Below are 18,123 nucleotides of genomic sequence, written 5' to 3'. Positions count from 1 at the left end.
GTCACGGCGGCGCCGGTGAGGGTCACCCCGTTCCGGGTCGCGCGGACGCGGTCCTCCACCGCCTCCGCTTCCGGCGCCTCCGGCACCGCGCCGGCCGCACCGGCCGCACCGGCCGCGCGCTCGGCGGCGAGCGCCTGCAGCCGGGCCTCCTGCTCGCGGTACCGCTGCGCGAGCCAGCGCTCGCCGGTGCCGTAGTCGTAGCCCTGGCGGGCGGCGGAGCGCAGGCTGCCGCGCAGCCGGACGTGCACCTCGGCCTCGGGCAGCCAGGTGAGCGGCACCCCGGAGAGCTGGATGCGCCAGCACAGGTCGGTGTCCTCGAGGAACCGGCAGTGCGGGTCGAAGCCGCCGACGGCCCGGAAGACGTCGACGTGCAGGCCCATGTTCCCGGCGCCGGCGGCGTGCAGCCCGGGGAGGTTCTCGGACTCCTGGAGCCCGTCCTGCTGGGGCAGGGTGCGGGAGCGCAGGACGCGCGGGGCGTTGAGCAGGGCGCCCTCGAACCGCCCGGCGACGAACGCGCGGTCGCGCAGGGCGGTGCGGACGGTCGCGACCCAGGAGTCCGCGACGACGTCGTCCGCGTCGCAGAACGCGACGAGCGGGGCGTGCGCGGCGGCGACGCCGACGTTGCGGGCGGCCCCGGCCCCGCGGACCCCGGAGGCGTCGACCACCCGGAGCCGCAGCCGGTCGGCGTAGGTGCGGGCGAGGGCGACGGTGCCGTCGGTGGAGCCGTTGTCGGCGAGCACGACCTCCCACGGGAACGTCGCGCACTGCCGCGCGAGGGCGTCCAGCTGGGCGGCGAGGGTGTCCTCGGCGTTCCAGGCGGCGACGACGACGGTCAGCTCGACGTCGTCGCGCCCGTCCGTGCCCGCGACGGGCGACGCGGCGGTCCGGGCAGCGGTCGTCCGGGTAGGGGCGGGGGCCCCAGCACCGGGGCCGTCCTTGAGTGCGCTCACAGCAGTCCCCCTGCGGTGGTCAGGACATGAGGTCGCGGGCGACGGTGCGCACGCGCGGGTAGCGGGCCAGCAGCCCGCCGACGGTGTCGAACGACCAACCCTCGGCGAGCAGCGGGTCGACGAGGGCGGCGGAGACGGCCGCGCGGTCGTAGCGCGGGAGCGTCTCGGTGGGTCCGAGGGTCTCGGGGTCGGCGCGGGTGTCGTGCAGCAGCAGGATCCCGCCGGGGTGCAGCGACCGGCGGGCGCGGGCGGTGACGTGCGCGGGGTCGTCGTCGTACCAGTCCTCGGCCCACCCGGACCAGATGACGGTCTCGAGGCCGAGGGCGGTCCAGCCGCGCAGGGCGCCCGCGCTGTGCGCGCCGTAGGGCGGGCGGAACAGCCGGACGGGCACGCCGGCGACGTCCTCGACGCGGGCGCGGGCGTCGGCGACGACGGCGACGGACTCGGCGTCCGGGAGCGTGGTCAGCCGGGTGTGGTCGGCGCCGTGCAGGGCGATCTCGTGCCCCTCGGCGACGGTGCGGCGCACGAGGTCGGGGTGGGCGACGGCGTGGTCGGCGAGCACGAAGAACGTGGCACGCAGCCCCCGGGCGGCGAGCACGTCGAGGAGGCCCGGGGTGTGCGCGGGGTCGGGTCCGTCGTCGTAGGTGAGGGCGGCGACGGGCTCGGCGGTGTCGACGCACATGGTGACGCTGAGGCTGCGGAGCAGCGGTCCGGCGAGGCGCAGCGCGGCCCGGCGGCGCAGCGGCCGGTCGGCGGGCGACCCGAAGTCGCCGAGGTCGCGCCGGAACACGTGCACCTCGCCGGCGCGGGTCGACGCGGCGCCCCGGGCGGGGGCCGTGCGGGCCGGGTCCTGCTGGGCGGGCATCCGCTTCCCCTCGTGGTCGGTGGCGGGTCCGGCGACGCCGTCCGCCGCCCAGGAGTCTGCCCCTCCGCCGCGCAGCCGGATGTCCGTTTTGTCGTTTTTCACCCGATTGACTCAGTCGTTTCGCCCACCGGCGTCACGCACTGCCCCGGGGGCGGCGACCGCCGCTCCTGCTGACCACCGCACCCACCTCCGCACGGACGCGCGGCGACGGCGACCCCGGACGCACCCGAGCGCCCCCGACCCCGTGCCACCGACGGCGCACCGGACGCGCGCCGCCCGGGAATCCGCTCTCCATCTGGAGCCGACGACGCCCCCCTGCGTCCCATCGGGGGAACGCGGCCGCGCGGACGGGTCAGGCCGCCATCCCCTTGGGGTGATATGTCCGATTTTCACCCGTCTGTACCTGTCTAGGGTGTTTTGCCCCGGCTAGCCTCGGGCCAGGTCGCGAGACGACCACCCACCCCCGAACCCCCTCCCGAGGAGGAGCCATGACCGCGAGCGAGCTGTCGCCCGCCGACATCCCGGTGGTGATCCTGTGCGGTGGCATGGGCACGCGCCTGCGGGAGGCCAGCGAGAAGCTGCCGAAGCCGCTGGTCGACATCGGCGGACGCCCCATCCTCTGGCACATCATGAAGACCTACAGCGAGCACGGCTTCCGCAAGTTCGTGCTGGCCCTCGGGTACAAGAGCGACCTGATCAAGCAGTACTTCCTCGACTACCGCCACCTCACCTCGGACTTCACGCTGCGCCTCGGCGCGGAGGGTCCCGAGGGGGAGCCGGTGTTCCACAACGCCGCGGGCGGCGAGGACTGGGAGATCACCTTCGTCGAGACCGGGCTGACCACGGCGACCGCCGCGCGCATCCGCCGGGTCGCCGACCACCTGGACGCCGACCGCTTCGCGCTGACCTACGGCGACGGCATCGGCGACGTCGACATCACCGGCGCCCTGCGCCACCACGTCGAGCAGGGCCTCATGGGCACGCTCACCGGCGTGCACCCGTCCAGCCGCTACGGCGAGATGCGGGTCGAGGGCGACACGGTCGTGGAGTTCAACGAGAAGCCCACCCTGGCCGACGGCTGGGTCAACGGCGGCTTCTTCCTGTTCGAGCGCGCGTTCGTCGACAAGTACCTCGACGACGACCCGACGGTGATGCTTGAGAGCGCACCGCTGCAGCAGCTCGCCCGCGACCGGCAGCTGTCGGTCTTCGAGCACGAGGGCTTCTGGATGGGCATGGACACGTTCCGTGACTGGACGGAGCTGAACGGACTGTGGGACGCAGGGCGCGCCCCGTGGAAGATCTGGGAGGACTGAGCACGTGCGCATCCTGGTCACCGGCACCGAGGGCTACCTCGGGAGCCTGCTGGCACCGACGCTCCTGAGCCGCGGCGACGAGGTCACCGGCCTCGACACCGGCTACTACAAGAACGGCTGGCTCTACAACGGCGTCGCCGAGGCGCCGCACACCCTGGTCAAGGACATCCGGAACGTCACCCCGGACGACCTCGTCGGGTACGACGCCGTCGTGCACATGGCGGAGCTGTCGAACGACCCCATCGGGGACCGGATCGGCGACGTCACCTACGACATCAACCACCACGGCTCCGTCGCCCTGGCCTCCGCGGCCAAGCGCGCGGGCGTGAGCCGGTTCGTCTACATGTCGTCCTGCTCGGTCTACGGCGTCGCGGACGGCACCGTGGACGAGACCAGCCCGACCGACCCGCAGACGGCCTACGCCCGCTGCAAGGCCCTGGTCGAGCGCGACGTCACCGCCCTGGCGGACGACGAGTTCTCCCCCACGTTCCTGCGCAACGCCACCGCGTTCGGCGCGTCCCCGCGCCAGCGGTTCGACATCGTGCTGAACAACCTCGCTGGCCTGGCCTGGACGACGCACCGCATCGCGATGACGTCGGACGGCACCCCGTGGCGCCCGCTGGTGCACGGCCTGGACATCGCCAAGGCGATCCGCGCCGTGCTGGACGCCGACCGCGAGGCCGTGCACAACCAGGTGCTGAACGTGGGCGCCGACGCGAACAACTACACGGTCCGCGAGATCGCCGAGACGGTCGGGGCGGAGTTCCCCGGCTGCGAGGTGTCGTTCGGCGAGCCGAGCGCGGACAACCGGTCGTACAAGGTGTCGTTCGCGAAGATCCGCCAGGTGCTCCCCGGCTTCGAGACCGACTGGGACGCCGCCGCCGGCGCCGCGCAGCTGCACCGCGTGTTCGAGCAGATCCAGCTCGACACCGAGACGTTCACCGGGCGCGGCCACACCCGCCTGGCGCAGATCGAGCACCTGCTCAAGACCGGTCAGGTCGACCCGCAGCTGTTCTGGACGGTGAACCCGTGAAGTACACCCCCACCGCCGTCGACGGCGTGATGATCGTCGACCTGGAGGAGCGCGGCGACGACCGCGGCTTCTTCGCCCGCACCTTCGACGTCACGGAGTTCGAGGCCCACGGCCTGGACACCACCGTCGTCCAGTGCAACCTGTCGTTCAACCACGTCGCGGGCACGCTGCGCGGCCTGCACCGCCAGGTGCCGCCGTACGCCGAGGGCAAGCTCGTGCGCTGCACCGCGGGCGCCATCGTGGACGTGGCCGTGGACGTCCGCCCGGACTCCCCGACGTACGGCAAGCACGTGATGGTCGAGCTCACGGCCGCCAACCGGCGGGCGCTGTTCATCCCGCCGTACGTGGCGCACGGCTACCAGACGCTCACCGACGGCGCCGAGGTGACCTACCAGGTCAGCGGCCCGTACGCCCCCGAGGGCGAGCAGGGCTTCCGGTACGACGACGCCGCGTTCGGCATCGAGTGGCCCGTGCCGGTCACCGTGATCTCGGACAAGGACGCGGCCTGGCCGCTCGTCGAGGCCCCCGCCACCCCGACGGCGGAGGTCGCGCCGTGATCGTCGTCGACTCGCTGCTCAAGGCCCGCCAGGCCGACGGCAAGCCGATCCGGGTCGCCCTGGTCGGCGCCGGGTTCATGGGCCGCGGCCTGGTGAACCAGATCGTCAACTCCGTGCCGGGCATGGACGTCGTCGCGATCGTGGCCCGCCGCCCCGAGCAGGCCGTCCGCGCGTACACCGAGGCGGGCCTGTCGGGCGTGGTGGAGGTCGACTCCCCCGCCGCCCTGGCCCGCGCGGCCGCCGCCGGGACCCCCGCGATCACGCAGGACTACCGCGTCGCCGTCGCCTCCGACGGCGTGGACGTGGTGGTCGACGTGACCGGCGCCGTCGAGTTCGGCGCGCACGTCGCGCTCGCCTGCTTCGAGCACGGCAAGCACCTCGTGCTGATGAACGCCGAGGTCGACGCCACCGTCGGCCCCGAGCTCGCGCGCCTGGCCGACAAGGCCGGCGTCGTCTACACCGGCTGCGACGGGGACCAGCCCGGCGTGCAGATGAACCTGTTCCGGTTCGTCAGCGGCCTGGGCCTGACCCCGCTGGTCGCGGGCAACATCAAGGGCCTGCAGGACGAGTACCGCACCCCCACGACGCAGAAGGCGTTCGCCGAGCGCTGGGGCCAGGACCCGCACATGGTCACCTCGTTCGCCGACGGCACCAAGGTGTCCGTGGAGCAGGCGCTGGTCGCCAACGCCACGGGCATGTCCGTGCACCGCCGGGGCATGCTCGGCATGGACCACGACGGCCACGTCGACGAGCTCACCGCGAAGTACGACGTGGACGAGCTGAAGGCGCTCGGTGGCGCCGTGGACTACGTCGTCGGGTCGAAGCCCGGTCCGGGCGTGTACGTCCTGGCGACGCACGACGACCCGAAGCAGCGGCACTACCTCGAGCTCTACAAGCTCGGCACCGGGCCGCTCTACTCGTTCTACCAGCCGTACCACCTGTGCCACTTCGAGGTGCCGACGACGATCGCCCGGGCCGCGCTGCTCGGCGACGCGACGATCCGGCCGCTCGGCGCCCCGACGGTCGAGGTGGTCACGACGGCCAAGACCGACCTGGCGGCGGGCACCGTCCTCGACGCGCTCGGCGGGTACCACTACTACGGGCAGGCGGAGAAGGCGGCCGTCACCCGCACCGAGCGGCTGCTGCCCGTCGGCGTCGCCGAGGGCTGCACCCTGGTCCGCGACGTCCCGAAGGACGCCACCCTCACGTACGACGACGTCGCGCTCCCCGAGGGCCGCCTGGTCGACGCACTCCGCGAGGCCCAGGCCGCCCTGGTCTGACGCGAGCGTGCACGAGACACGTCGCCAGGGCCCTCACTGAGGGCACCGCGGGCGTGTCTCGTGCACGTTCGGCGCGCACCGCCGTGGCGGGCGCGGCCGGCGGGGCGGGCCCCGCACCATCACCCGGATGCCAGGGCTTTCACCCGGGGTCGACGGACAAACCGGACATACCGCCTCATAGACTCACGAACAGGAACGGGCCTGGGGGGACCGACCCGTCGTCCCCCGGCCGTCACGACAACGGAGGAGGGACCGTGCCCCCGCGCACCGCAGCCACCTCCCCCCACCGCGCCGGCCTCGCCGCCGGAGCCGCACGAAGGGCCAGCCACCGATGACCGCCTCCGCCGACCTGCGCGCCCGCGCGGTGTCGTTCTACCTGCCCCAGTTCCACCCGGTGCCGGAGAACGACGCGTGGTGGGGCCCCGGCTTCACCGAGTGGACCAACACCGCCAAGGCCCGGCCGCTGTTCCGGGGCCACGTGCAGCCGCACATCCCCGCCGACCTCGGCTTCTACGACCTGCGGATGCCCGAGGCCCGCGAGGCGCAGAGCGACCTGGCCGAGCGGTACGGCGTCGAGGCGTTCGTGTACTGGCACTACTGGTTCGGCGGCGGGCGCCGCATCCTCGAGCGCCCGTTCGCCGAGGTGCTGGCGTCCGGCGCCCCGTCGGTGAAGTTCTGCCTCGCCTGGGCCAACCAGACCTGGAGCGGCATCTGGCACGGCGCCAAGGACCGCATCCTCATGGAGCAGACCTACCCCGGCCCCGAGGACGAGCAGGCGCACTTCGACTCCCTGCTGCCCGCGTTCCGGGACGAGCGCTACCTGCGCGTGGACGACCGCCCGGTCTTCTACGTCTTCCGCCCGGAGGACCTGCCGGACGCCGCCGCGTTCGTGGACCGCTGGCAGGCCATGGCCCGCGCGGCCGGGCTGCCGGGGCTGTACCTGGTCGCCGAGGTGTCCGACCTGCTGAGCCGCGGCCCGAAGTACACCGACGTCGACGCCGCCGGCTTCGACGCGGGCGTGTACATGCGGATCCCCGCCCGGCAGACGCGCGCCGACGTGCTGCGGATGCGGATCGGCCGCAAGCTCGGCCGTCCCGAGGTGTTCCCGCACGCCCCCGACTTCCAGCCCGCCCCCGCCGGGATCTCCGACCGCCTGCAGCCGTGCGTGTACCCCAACTGGGACAACTCGCCGCGCTCCGGCTCCCGCGCCGTGGTGCTGACCGGGTCCACCCCGGAGCTCTTCGGCCGGCACGTCCGCCAGGCTGTCGACACCCTGCAGGACCGCCCCGCGCAGGAGCGGCTGCTGTGGGTCAAGTCGTGGAACGAGTGGGCCGAGGGGAACTACCTGGAGCCCGACCTGGAGCACGGCCACGCGTGGCTGGAGGCGCTGCACGACGGGCTGCGCAGCACCAGCACCATCGCGACCCAGGCCGCGCCGGTGCTGACCCCCGCCCAGGACCTCGGGGTCACGCATGGGTGAGGCACCGGCGGTGCAGGAGCCGCTGCGCATCGCGATGCTGTCGTACTACCTGCCGTCCGGCAGCAAGATCGGCGTGGGCTTCCAGGCGCACGAGCTCGCCACCGAGCTCGCGTCACGCGGCCACCAGGTCGACGTGTTCTCCGACTGCCCGCCCGTGCCCGGCGCCGCCTACGGCCACCGGCACGTCGCGATGTCCGGCTCGCTGCGCACCTTCCGGTTCGCCAGCGCGCTGCGCCGCCAGGACTACACCGGCTACGACGTCGTGCACGCGCACGGCGACGACTACTGGATGTGGCGCCGCCGTGCCGGCCTGCACGTGCGCACCGTGCACGGCTCCTGCTTCGAGGAGGCGCGGCACATCCGCGGCGCCAAGGAGAAGCTGCGGATGCTGATGCTCGGCCTGACCGAGGTGCTGGCGTCCGTGGTCGCGGACCGCGTCGTCGTGGTGTCCCCGCAGACCCGCCGCTGGGTGCCGCGCTCGCACGACGTCATCCCGAACGGCGTCGACACCACCCGGTTCACCCCGGCCCCCGAGGGCGACGCCGCGCGCGCCGACCACCCGGTGATCCTGTTCGTCGGCACCTGGCACGGCCGCAAGCGGGGCAAGGACCTCGCCGCGGCGTTCCAGCGCGACGTCCGCCCCCGCGTCCCCGGCGCCGAGCTGTGGATGGTGACCCGGGACGCCCCGGCGGACCCGGGCGAGGGCATCAGGGTCCTCGGCCGGCTGTCCGACGAGGACCTCGCGGACGCCTACCGGCGCGCGTGGGTGTTCTGCCTGCCGTCGTCCTACGAGGGCTTCGGCATCCCCTACGCCGAGGCGATGGCGAGCGGCCTGCCGGTCGTCGCCACCCCCAACGTCGGCGCCCGCTACGTCAGCGACGAGGGCCGCGCCGCGGTGCTCGCCGACCTCGACGGCCTCGGCACCGCCCTGGCCGACCTGCTCGAGGACGCCCCCCGGCGCGCGGCCCTGTCCGCCGCCGGCCTGGAGCGGTCCCGCTCCTTCTCGCTCACCGCCGTCGCCGACGCCTACGAGCGCCTGTACCGCGAGCCCGCTCGCACCGTCCACACCGGAGACCGCACATGACCGACGTCGCCATCCGCGCCGCCGGGGTCGGCAAGAGCTACAAGATCGCCGCCTCGGACGACGCCCCCTCGACCGCCGCCGAGGCGGTGATGCGCCGCCTGCGCCACCCCCTCGAGCGCCAGCAGTTCGAGGAGTTCCGCGCGCTCGACGACATCAGCTTCGAGATCCCGCGCGGCGAGGCCATCGGCATCCTGGGCCGCAACGGCGCCGGGAAGTCCACGCTGCTGAAGCTGCTCACCCGCGTCGCCGCGCCCACCCGCGGCCAGATCGAGCTGACGGGCCGCGTCGGCTCCCTGCTCGAGGTCGGCACCGGGTTCCACCCCGAGCTCACCGGCCGCGAGAACGTCTTCCTCAACGGCACCCTGCTCGGGATGCGCAAGAGCGAGATCAAGGCGCGCTTCGACGAGATCGTGGCGTTCTCCGGCGTCGAGAAGTTCCTCGACACCCCCGTGAAGCGCTACTCCTCCGGCATGTACGTGCGGCTCGCGTTCGCCGTCGCCGCGCACCTGGACACCGAGATCCTCGCGATCGACGAGGTCCTGGCCGTCGGCGACGCCGAGTTCCAGGCCAAGTGCATCGAGCGGATGCGCCAGGTCGCCGCCCAGGGCCGCACGGTGCTGTACGTCTCGCACCAGATCCAGACCGTGAAGTCGCTGTGCACCTCGGCGATCTTCCTGGAGCACGGCAAGCTCGTCATGCACGGCGAGGTGGACGAGGCGATCGAGCTCTACCAGACCAGCCGCGACCGGGTGTCGATGAGCGCCACCGACATCGAGCGCCGCCCCGGCACGGGCGAGGTCCGGATCACCTCAGCGACCGTCACGAGCCCGCTGTACAAGACCACCGAGGACAAGACGATCGAGTTCCTGGTGAGCGCCAACCAGGACTACATCGGCAAGTACTTCGTCTCGTGCCACATCAACGACCGGCACGGCACCACGATCCTGCAGTGCGACTCCCGGGTCACCGGCCTGTGGCTGGACCCGTCCGTCGAGCAGAAGATCGCGCTCACCATCAAGAACCCGTGGCTGAAGCCCGGCGAGTACACCGTCGACCTGTTCGTGTGCTCGTCGGGGGTGCTCGACTCGTTCGAGGGCGCCGGCCGCTTCGAGATCCACCCGGTGCTGCCCTACCCGCAGGCCGTGTCCGACGAGGGCCTGGACGCCGGCCTCGTGCTCGCCGACTTCGACTACGAGAGGCGGTGACCGCCGTGACCACCACGCGCACGACCGTCATCACCCCGCCCGGACGCCTCCCGCTGCCCTCGTGGCGCGAGATGTGGGAGGCCCGCGAGGTCTTCACCCGGTTCGGCATCCGCGACCTCAAGCTCCGCTACCGGCAGACCGCGCTCGGCGTGATCTGGGTGGTGCTGCAGCCGCTGCTGAGCGCGGGCATCTTCTCCATCGTCTTCGGGCAGATCGCCAACCTGTCCAGCGACGGGGTGCCCTACTTCGTGTTCTCGTTCACCGGCATGCTCGCGTGGACGGTGTTCAACGGCATCGTCACCCGCGCGGCGCCGTCCCTGGTGAACAACCAGGCGCTGATCTCCAAGGTGTTCTTCCCGCGCCTGCTGGTGCCGCTGAGCACCGTGCTGTCGGTGCTGGTCGACTTCCTGGTCGCGTCCGTGCTGATGGTCGCCCTGCTGGTGATCTACGGCATCACCCCGGGCTGGGGCCTGGCGACGCTGCCGCTGTGGATCCTCGCGACCGTGCTGCTCGGCTCCGGCATCGGCATGGCCTGCTCGGCGCTCATGGTGAAGTTCCGCGACATCAACTACATCGTGCCGTTCGCGATGCAGTCGCTGCTGTACGCCAGCCCGCTGGCCTACTCGCTGTCCGAGGTCAGCGGCAGCATCCGCTGGCTGTTCGACATCAACCCGCTGACCTGGATCCTCGAGGGCTTCCGCTGGGCGCTGCTCGACCTCGCGCAGCCGCCGCTGTGGCAGCTCGCGGGTGCCGCGGGCGTCAGCGTCGTGGTCTTCGTCGGCGGGATGCTGATCTTCTCGAAGATGGAACGCGGCTTCGCGGACGTGATCTAGCGCCCGCCCGCGACCGGTCCGCCGGCCGCACGACGACGAGACGCACGCCACGACGCCACCGGACCGCCGGTGACGCAGCACGGACGGGGACGGCCATGACCGCACCGCACGACGCCACCGGCGCCCCCGGCGCAGCCACCGCCCCGGGGACGGCACCGCGCCGCCGCCGCGGCTGGGCCGTGACCGCGGGGGTGACCGCGCTCGCCGTCCTGGGCGCGGGCACCGCCGCGGTCCTCACCCGGGACGAGGGCGCCGCGGTGTCCGCCACCGGCGACCTGCCCGCCGCAGGCGCCCCCGCCGCGGCGATGTGCGGCGTGGTCGACCCGGGCCGGTTCGCGGCCCTGGCGGCCGACGCGCCGACGGTCGAGCCGAGCCCGCTCGTGGCGGACCTGCAGGCGGCCGTGGACCGGCTCGGCGGCGGGGACGTCTCCGGCCTGGAGGCGACCGGCGAGCACGTCGCCACGCTCGCCCGCACGGACGCCTCGGCCACGATCACCTCGTGGGGCACGGGCGGCGACGCGACCGGGTCCGTCACGGTCGCGCCCGGCGCGGGCGGCAGCGCCCCGGAGGCGTTCGCCCTCGCGCCCGACGGCGCCGTGGTCACCACGACCGGCGCGCGCTCCGGCGCCGAGGTCGGCTCGTGGACCCCCGACGCGGGGTCCGCCGACCCCGGCACCACGTGGGACCTCGCGGCCGAGGACGGCGGCCGGGTCATCGACGTCATGGCGTGGCCCGCGGGCGCGGACGACGGCGTCGTGGCGGCCGCCGCGCTGGAGCGGTCGCGGACGCTCGCGCTGCTGCACGCCGACGGCACCGTGTCCGACGGCCCGACGCTCGCGTGGGACTGGTACCCGCGGTTCTTCCCGCAGCCCGACGGGACCGTGTTCGTGTCCAGCGACGTCGACGGGGACGCGTCCTACACGACGCTGACCCGGTACGACGCCGACGGCGACACGCTCGTGCAGATCGGCAGCGGGCAGCCCGGCGACTCCACCAACGGGCGCGGCCTCACCCTCGACCACCCGACCGCCGTGGTGCCCGCGCCGGAGGGCGACGGGTTCCTCGTCATCGGCCCGACCTGGCGCGTCGTCGAGCTCGGCGAGGACGGCGTGTGGCGGCGGATCGCCCTGTCCGGCGAGGGACAGGGCTCCACGTTCCGGCTCGCGGACCACACGCCCGTGCAGCGCACCGGCGACACGTACTCCTACCTCGGCCCGGCCGAGGACGGCACGCTCGGCCTGGTCCAGGTGACCGCCGCCGAGCTGGACACCCTGATGTCCGCGCCGATCACCTGGAACCTCGGCGTCTCCGCGACCACCGACCGGCTCGGCTACGGCGCGGGCCTGGAGACCGACGCGGTGGACGACTACTTCGCCGACGGCGAGACCCCGGCCGTGCACGCGACCTTCGACCCGTGGTGGGGCGCCGTCTCCGACGACTACGAGCTGCGGTACACCGTCACCGGCGACCCGTGGGCGCAGCCCGCGGTCGAGCCCGTGACCGGCACCGCCGCGATCCCCGCCGACGGCGGCGAGGTCGCGCTCGACCTCCCGGCCGCGCGGCCGGGCCCGTACGAGGTGCACGCGACCCTGGTCGAGACGGCCACCGGCGAGGAGCGCGCCGCGACCTGCCTGCGGTACGCCGTGGGCGCGCCGGGCGCGACGTTCGACCCCGGCGCGCTGGCCGACGGCGCCGACTGGGGCGGGGCGGGCCCGCTGCGCGGCGTCCAGATCGCCGACGAGCTCGGCCTCGGCACGCACCGCGTGCAGATCGACTTCGCGGGCATGGTCCCCGACGACGCCACCCCCTCCGTCGCCGCCCTCGACCTCGGCGCGCTGCCGGGGGCCGAGGAGGGCGACCCGTTCGCCGGGCTCGCCGCCGCCGCGACCGAGGCCGTCCAGCGCGGGGTGCACCTCTACGTGCAGGTCGGCGAGGCCGACGAGCGCGCGCAGCAGGCCGTCGCCGACGGCACGTGGGAGGCGTGGGTCTCCGCCATCGTCACCGCCGTGCACGCCGGCGCCCCCGACGTCACGCTGTGGGCCCCGTGGAACGAGCCGAACAACACCGGCTTCGGCGACGGCGCCCAGTACGTCACCCAGGTGCTGCAGCCGTTCTCCCGCGCCGTGCGCGCGGTCGACCCCCGCGCCCGGATCATCGGCGGCAACGCCCTCAACGTCGTCGTGCCCTGGTACCAGCAGGCCGTGGACGCGGGCGCCTGCGCGGCGTGGGACGTCGTCGGCATCCACCCCTACACCGGCTACAACCGGTCCTGGGACGAGGAGGGCGCGCAGGGCCCGATCGGGCAGATCACGGCGCTGCGCGAGGTGCTGGCCGCCTGCGGCGGCGACGTCGAGGTGTGGAACACCGAGTCCGGCTGGTGGTCGGACGGCCCCGCGAACACCTGGGGCCAGGCGTACGACGTCGCCCGCACGTCCCTGTGGCAGAGCGCCCTGGACGTCTCGGCGTGGATGTACTTCTTCAGCGAGGGCGGCTGGGGCGAGGGCGGCAACAGCTGGTCCCTGGTCCAGGTCGGCTCGTTCGTGAAGCCCGGCGCGCTCGCCATGGCCACCGTGTCCGGCCTGCTGGACGGGCGGCCCGCCGCGCAGCCCGTCGAGGTCGCGGACCCGGTCGTCCGGGCGATGTCCGTGGGCGCCCGCACCGGTGAGGCCGGGGACGCCCCGGACCCGTCGGGCGGCGACCCGCTGCTCGCGGTCTGGACGCTGGACGCCGTCACCGACGTCGCGCTCACCGCGACCGCCGACGCGCAGGTCACCGTCACCGACGTCTACGGCGGCACCCGCACCGTGGACGTCGCCGCGGGCACGCCCACCACGCTGACCGTCACCGGCTCCCCGCAGTTCCTGTCCGCGCCGGACGGCAGCGGGCTGGCCGTCGAGGCGGTCGACGGTGCCGGCAGCAGCACGAACCTGCTCGCCGGCGGCACCGCCACGGCGTCCTCCACCTCGGCGGGCGACCTCGCGACGCTGCTCACCGCGGACGGCGCCCTCGCCGACCCGTGGCGCGCCGGACCCACCGCGGGCGGCGAGCCCGACGTCAGCCCGTGGGTGCAGGTCGACCTCGACTCCCCCGCCACCGTCGACCGGGTCGTCATCGGCTCCGCCGGGATCCGGTGCTGCACCGCGGGCCTGCGCGACGCCACCGTGCAGGTCGAGGTCGACGGCACCTGGACCGACGTCGGCGAGGTCACCGACGCGTTCCTCGCCCGGACCCACGTCGTGCGGTTCGACGCCGTCGCCGACGTCACCGCCGTGCGGGTCGTCATCCCGAGCACCACGCAGCGGGACGTCACCATCCCCAGCGCCAACTACGGCGGCCAGACCGGCGGCCTGCTCCCCGCGTGGGAGCCGGTGCAGGTCGAGCCCTCCTGGCCGCTCGGCCTGGTGAGCCTCGCCGCGCACGGCCCCGCCTGATCCCCTCGTCCGTCCCGACTCCGCGAAGGAGGCACCATGCCAGCCCGGGCCACCGTGGGCATGCCCGTCTACAACGGGGAGAAGTACCTGCCCGCCGCCCTCGACTCCGTGCGCGAGCAGGACGAGGCCGACCTCGAGATCGTCATCTCCGACAACGCGTCCACCGACGCCACGGAGGAGATCTGCCGGGCCGCGGCCGCCGAGGACCCCCGCATCCGATACGTCCGGCTGCCCGAGAACTGGGGTGGTCGGTACAACTTCAACCACGTGCTGGACCTCGCCACCGCGCCCTACTTCACCTGGGCGGCGGCGGACGACATCCGGCGGCCCGCGTTCGTGCGCCGGTGCCTGGAGACCTTCGCGGACGCCGACCCCGCGACCGTGCTGGTGTCCCCGCGCACCCAGATCATCGACGCCGGCGGGGTCATCACCGAGGACCTGAACGACGCCGACCTCGCCTGCGACGAGCCCACCCCGCACCAGCGGATGGCGCACTTCCTGAACGCCCAGGCGGCGCACCTGTTCTACGGTCTGCACCGCACCGACGCCCTGCGCCGCACCCGGGGCATCCGGCCGACCGTCGGCAACGACCTGGTGCTGCTCGCCGAGCTCGCCTGCCAGGGACCGTTCGCGCTGGTGCCCGAGCAGCTGTTCCTGCAGCGCCGGCACGCCGAGCAGTTCTCCCAGCAGGGCCAAGCGCAGGTGCAGTGGCACGCGCCGAAGGCGTCCGTGCGGTTCGCGTTCCCGCACACCATGGTCAGCGTCGAGATGGCCCGCGGCGTCCTGGCGTCCCGCATCGGCGCCGCCGAGACGGCCCGCGCCCTCGCGACCATCCCCGTGGCCTGGACGCTGCCGCGCTGGCGCGGCCCCGCCGCCGACGTCTGGGCCGCCCTCGGGCGCCAGCCGCGGAGCCAGCGCGGATGAGCGGCGACGGGGGCCGGGTGCCCGAGGTGCACGTCCTGACGCCGGGCGACCACTTCTCGCCCCGCACCGGCTCCGCCATCCCCACGGTGGTCGACGGGCTGTGCGCGGCGCTGCCCGCCGGCACGACGCCGCGGCCCCGGGTCGCCGTCGCGGACGGGACGTACCCCGACCGGTACGCCTCGGCCGACGTGATCGGCTACCCGCTCGCCGTCGCGCGCCCGGCCGACCGGTACGTGGACGCCCTCGCCGGGCGCCTCGGGCTGCCCCGCCCGGGCGTGCGCCGCACGCTCGCGCCCACCGTCGCCGAGCAGGACGCCTGGCCCGCGGGCGCGGTGCTCGCCCACAACGCCCCGCAGCTCGTCCCGCTGGTGCACGAGCGGCACGCCGCCGTGCTCTACGCGCACAACCTGCTGCTACGCACCTACACCCCGCGCGAGGCCGACCGGGTGCTCGGCCGGGCCGCCGCGATCGTGTGCGTCAGCGGCGACCTCGCCGAGCAGACCGCCGTCCACCTGCCCGCCGCGCTGCGCTCGCGCCTGCGCGTCGTCCCGAACGGCGTGGACACCACCCGGTTCACGCCGCGCGCCGACCCCGCGCGCGGCGAGCGGCTGCGCGTGGTGTTCGTCGGCCGGATGATCCGGGACAAGGGCGCCGACGTGCTGCTCGACGCCCTCGCGCTGCTGGACCGGGACGACGTCGAGGTCACCCTGGTCGGCTCGCAGAACTTCGACGCCGCGGCGTCGCTGTCCCCGTTCGAGCGCGAGGTCGCGCAGAAGGCCGCCGCGCTCGGCGACCGGGTGCGGCTCGTGCCGTTCCGGCCGCGCGCCGAGGTCGCGGACCTGTACCGCGAGGCCGACGTCGTCGTCGTGCCGTCGCGGTGGGCGGAGCCGTTCGCGCTCACCGTCATGGAGGGCATGGCCAGCGGGGTCCCCGTGGTGGCGTCCGCCATCGGCGGCATCCCCGAGGTGATGGGCGACGCCGGGGTGCGCGTGCGGCCCGACGACCCGGCCGACCTGGCCGCGGCGCTGACCGCGCTGGCGGACGACGAGATGCTGCGCCGGACCGTCGGGCGGGGCTGCCGCCTGCACGCCGAGGCGCGCGACTGGGCGTGGGCCCGGGGTCGCCTGGACGCCGTGCTGGCGGAGGTCGCCGGACTTTCACCCAGGCCGGTCGGGTGAACCTTTTGCACCAGATGTCCGAATTGTGACGGTAACCGGCACGATGGTCCCCATGCGCGTGCTCCGGTTCTCCCACAGCGCCGTCGTCACCGCGTGGCGCGGCCGGGAGGACGCCCTGCGCGCCCGCGGGATGACCGTGCGCACCCTGTCCGCCCGCACCTGGGAGGAGGGCGGCCGCCCGGTCGCCCTCGAGCCCCGGCCGGGCGAGGACGTCGTCGGCGTGCGCACCCTCGGCCGCCACCCGAACGTGTTCCTCTACGACCCGCGCCCGATCTGGCGCGCGCTCGGCGAGCAGTGGGACGTCCTCGACCTGCACGAGGAGCCCGCCGCGCTCGCCACCGCCGAGATCCTGCTGCTGCGGGCGCTGCGCCGGGTGCGCACGCCCTACGTGCTCTACTCCGCGCAGAACCTCGCCAAGCGCTACCCGCCGCCGTTCCGGTGGTGGGAGCGCTGGGCGCTGCGCCGCGCGGGCGCCGTCAGCGTCTGCAACAGCGAGGCCGGCGAGATCCTGCGTGCCAAGGGGCTCACCGCCCCCGCGCACGTGATCGGGCTCGGCGTCGAGCCCGCGGGCGGCCCCGGCGCGGCCGCCCCCACGGACGCCGGCGTAGTCGGTGCGGCCGCCCCCGCACGCACCGGCTACGTCGGCCGCTTCCTGCACCCCCACAAGGGCCTCGACGTGCTGCTCGACGCCGCCGAGGCCGACCCGCGCCTGCACGTCGCCCTCGCGGGCGCCGGACCGCACGAGGCCGAGCTGCGCCGCCGCGCCGCCACCCCCGCGCTCGCCGGGCGCGTGACCTTCCACGGGCACCTCGCCGGGGACGACCTCGCCGCGTTCTACCGGTCCCTCGACGTGCTCGCCGTGCCGTCCGTCGCCGCCCCCGGCTGGCTGGAGCAGTTCGGCCGCGTCGCCGTCGAGGCCATGGCCGCGGGCGTGCCCGTCGTCGCCTCCGACAGCGGCGCCCTGCGCGACGTCGTCGGCGGCGCCGGGCTGCTCGTCCCGCCCGGCGACGCCGCCGCCCTCGCCCGCGCGCTCGGCGAGGTCCGCGACACCCCCGGCCTCGCGGACACCCTGCGCGAGCAGGGGCACGCCCGCGCCGCCGAGTACACGTGGGACGCCGTCGCCGCGCGCTACGAGGCGATGTACCGCGACCTCGCCGGTCCCGTCCGCGGCGCAATGCCCGCGGGCCCCGGCACCTGCGACGCCCCCGGCGTCGCCGACCCCGAGGTGGTCGTCGTCGCCTACGGCGCGCCCGACCTGCTCGCCCGGGCGCTCGCGCCCGTCGCCGCCGACCTGGCCGTCACCGTCGTCGACAACTCCGGCGACCCCGAGGTCCGCCGCGTGGCCCTCGACGCCGGGGCCCGGTACCTCGACCCCGGCGCCAACCTCGGCTTCGGCTCCGCCGTGAACGTCGCGCTGCGCGACCGGCAGCGCCCCGACGCCGACGTGCTGCTGCTCAACCCCGACGCGCGCGTGGACGTCGCCGCGATCCGGGCGCTCGTCGCCCGGCTGCACGCCCGCGACGACCTCGGCGCCGTCGGACCCGAGCAGGCCGACGACGAGGGCGAGCTCGCGCGCGTGCGCTGGCCGTTCCCCACCCCCGGTGCCGCGTGGCGCCAGGCCGTCGGGCTCGGCGTCGCCGAGGAGCCCGCGGACGGCTTCGTCATCGGCTCCGTGCTGCTGCTGCGCGCCGCCGCGCTCGCCGACGTCGGCGGGTTCGACGAGCGGTACTTCCTGTACTCCGAGGAGACCGACTGGCAGCGGCGTGCCCTCGACCGGGGCTGGCGCACCGCCGTCGCCACCGACGTCCTCGCCCGGCACGTCGGCGGCGGCACCAGCAGCGACCCCACCCGGCGGGAGACCCACTTCCACGCCGGGCAGGAGCGGTACTTCCGCACCCACCACGGCGCCGCGGGCTGGACCGCCGTCCGGGCCGCCGTGCTGCTCGGCGGCGTGCCCCGCGCGCTGCTGCCCGGCGACCGCGGCCGCGCC

Annotated in this window: 14 protein-coding genes; 12 read left to right on the top strand and 2 right to left on the bottom strand. The window is 74.7% G+C overall.

Going from position 1 to position 18,123, the window contains the following annotated elements; genetic code table 11:
* Nucleotides 1-950, bottom strand: a 950-nt coding sequence (locus EBM89_RS14930; protein WP_147463569.1) for a glycosyltransferase family 2 protein, incomplete at its 3' end; no start/stop codon positions are given.
* A gap of 19 nt (nt 951-969) precedes the next feature.
* Nucleotides 970-1,917: a polysaccharide deacetylase family protein gene (locus EBM89_RS14925; protein ID WP_158609677.1), complete on the bottom strand. Its 948-nt coding sequence runs from the start codon at nt 1,915-1,917 to the stop codon at nt 970-972.
* A gap of 386 nt (nt 1,918-2,303) precedes the next feature.
* Between EBM89_RS14925 and EBM89_RS14920 the strand changes: the two genes are divergently transcribed.
* The 12 genes from EBM89_RS14920 to EBM89_RS14865 form a co-directional block, all read left to right on the top strand.
* Complete coding sequence (locus EBM89_RS14920; protein WP_122150293.1) at nt 2,304-3,128, top strand: glucose-1-phosphate cytidylyltransferase; 825 nt, start codon at nt 2,304-2,306, stop codon at nt 3,126-3,128.
* A gap of 4 nt (nt 3,129-3,132) precedes the next feature.
* A complete protein-coding gene (locus EBM89_RS14915; RefSeq protein ID WP_122150291.1) occupies nt 3,133-4,161 on the top strand; it encodes an NAD-dependent epimerase/dehydratase family protein in 1,029 nt (342 codons plus the stop codon).
* Nucleotides 4,158-4,718: a dTDP-4-dehydrorhamnose 3,5-epimerase gene (gene rfbC, locus EBM89_RS14910; protein ID WP_122150289.1), complete on the top strand. Its 561-nt coding sequence runs from the start codon at nt 4,158-4,160 to the stop codon at nt 4,716-4,718. The genes EBM89_RS14915 and rfbC overlap by 4 nt, the downstream gene beginning before the upstream one ends.
* The gene (locus tag EBM89_RS14905) at nt 4,715-5,998 is read left to right on the top strand and encodes an NAD(P)H-dependent oxidoreductase (RefSeq protein ID WP_122150287.1); all 1,284 of its coding nucleotides are present in this window, start codon (nt 4,715-4,717) and stop codon (nt 5,996-5,998) included. Before rfbC ends, EBM89_RS14905 begins: the two co-directional genes overlap by 4 nt.
* Before the next feature lie 331 nt (nt 5,999-6,329).
* Nucleotides 6,330-7,478: a glycosyltransferase WbsX family protein gene (locus EBM89_RS14900; protein ID WP_122150285.1), complete on the top strand. Its 1,149-nt coding sequence runs from the start codon at nt 6,330-6,332 to the stop codon at nt 7,476-7,478.
* The gene (locus EBM89_RS14895) at nt 7,471-8,562 is read left to right on the top strand and encodes a glycosyltransferase family 4 protein (RefSeq protein ID WP_122150283.1); all 1,092 of its coding nucleotides are present in this window, start codon (nt 7,471-7,473) and stop codon (nt 8,560-8,562) included. The genes EBM89_RS14900 and EBM89_RS14895 overlap by 8 nt, the downstream gene beginning before the upstream one ends.
* The gene (locus EBM89_RS14890) at nt 8,559-9,767 is read left to right on the top strand and encodes an ABC transporter ATP-binding protein (RefSeq protein WP_122150281.1); all 1,209 of its coding nucleotides are present in this window, start codon (nt 8,559-8,561) and stop codon (nt 9,765-9,767) included. The genes EBM89_RS14895 and EBM89_RS14890 overlap by 4 nt, the downstream gene beginning before the upstream one ends.
* Before the next feature lie 5 nt (nt 9,768-9,772).
* On the top strand, nt 9,773-10,600 hold the full coding sequence (locus tag EBM89_RS14885; protein WP_147463568.1) for an ABC transporter permease: 828 nt from the start codon (nt 9,773-9,775) through the stop codon (nt 10,598-10,600).
* Nucleotides 10,601-10,695: 95 nt separating this feature from the next.
* Nucleotides 10,696-14,031 carry a discoidin domain-containing protein gene (locus tag EBM89_RS14880; RefSeq protein WP_122150278.1) on the top strand — a complete coding sequence of 1,112 codons (3,336 nt, stop codon included), beginning with the start codon at nt 10,696-10,698 and terminating at the stop codon, nt 14,029-14,031.
* Nucleotides 14,032-14,067: 36 nt separating this feature from the next.
* Nucleotides 14,068-14,955, top strand: a complete 888-nt coding sequence (locus EBM89_RS14875; protein WP_122150276.1) for a glycosyltransferase family 2 protein — start codon at nt 14,068-14,070, stop codon at nt 14,953-14,955.
* Nucleotides 14,952-16,133: a glycosyltransferase family 4 protein gene (locus tag EBM89_RS14870; protein ID WP_122150274.1), complete on the top strand. Its 1,182-nt coding sequence runs from the start codon at nt 14,952-14,954 to the stop codon at nt 16,131-16,133. The genes EBM89_RS14875 and EBM89_RS14870 overlap by 4 nt, the downstream gene beginning before the upstream one ends.
* Before the next feature lie 52 nt (nt 16,134-16,185).
* Nucleotides 16,186-18,123, top strand: a 1,938-nt coding sequence (locus EBM89_RS14865) for a glycosyltransferase (RefSeq protein WP_122150272.1), incomplete at its 3' end; no start/stop codon positions are given.

Origin of the sequence: Cellulomonas triticagri, assembly GCF_003696205.1 — a bacterium.
Taxonomy (GTDB): Bacteria; Actinomycetota; Actinomycetes; order Actinomycetales; family Cellulomonadaceae; genus Cellulomonas; species Cellulomonas triticagri.
This window is presented reverse-complemented; position numbering and strand designations above follow the sequence as displayed.